Annotated in this window: 1 protein-coding gene; it reads left to right on the top strand. The window is 60.2% G+C overall.

Annotated elements, in window-relative coordinates; all coding sequences use genetic code 11:
• Nucleotides 1-963 (top strand): VCBS domain-containing protein (locus tag YH64_RS30020; RefSeq protein WP_221935944.1); only part of this gene is annotated, 963 nt, incomplete at both ends.

Genomic DNA, 963 nt, shown 5'->3' with positions numbered 1-963 from the left:
TACCAACGACATCCCGGTCCTGACCGGCAAGGCCGATGGCGCCGTCACCGAAGACGGTTCGCTGGTTGCCACCGGCAAGCTGGATGTCGCGGACGTTGATACGACCGATACCCACACCTGGTCCGTTAACAACGAGGGCAAGGGCACCTACGGCTCCTTCTCCGTTGATGGCAACGGCAACTGGACCTACAACCTGGACAACGCCAACAAGGATGTCCAAGGTCTGAAGACCGGTCAGTCGATCACCGAAACGTTCACCGTCACCGTTGATGACGGCAATGGCGGTGTGGTCACCAAGGATGTGACTGTCACGATCAACGGCACGGATGACGGCGCGATCATCACGCCCGCTACGCCTGACAGCGACAAGGGCCAAGTCATTGAAGACGAGACGCTGTCTGTTGACGGCAAGCTCAACGTCACCGACCCGGACGCCGGCCAAGCCGTGTTCCAAGTTCAGACGAACGCGCCCGGCCAACATGGCACGTTCTCTGTCGACGCGAACGGCGCGTGGACGTACAACCTGACCAACAACGACCCGGCCGTCCAAGGCCTGGGCGCTGGCAAGACCCTTACCGAGACCTTCACGGTTACGACCGCTGACGGTACGACGGGTCAGGTCGTCGTCACCATCGTCGGTACCAACGACATCCCGGTTCTGACCGGCAAGGCTGATGGTGCAGTAACCGAAGATGGCACGCTGGTGGCCACCGGCAAGCTGGATGTCGCCGACGTTGACACGACCGATACCCACACCTGGACCGTTAACAATGACGGCAAGGGCACCTACGGCTCCTTCTCCGTTGATGGCAACGGCAACTGGACGTACAACCTGGACAACGCCAACAAGGACGTCCAAGGTCTGAAGACGGGCCAATCCATCACCGAGACGTTCACCGTCACCGTTGATGACGGCAATGGCGGTGTGGTCACCAAGGATGTGACCGTCACGATCAACGGTAC

This window comes from Achromobacter sp. LC458, assembly GCF_001005835.2.
Taxonomy (GTDB): domain Bacteria; phylum Pseudomonadota; class Gammaproteobacteria; order Burkholderiales; family Burkholderiaceae_B; genus Achromobacter; species Achromobacter spanius_B.
This window is presented reverse-complemented; position numbering and strand designations above follow the sequence as displayed.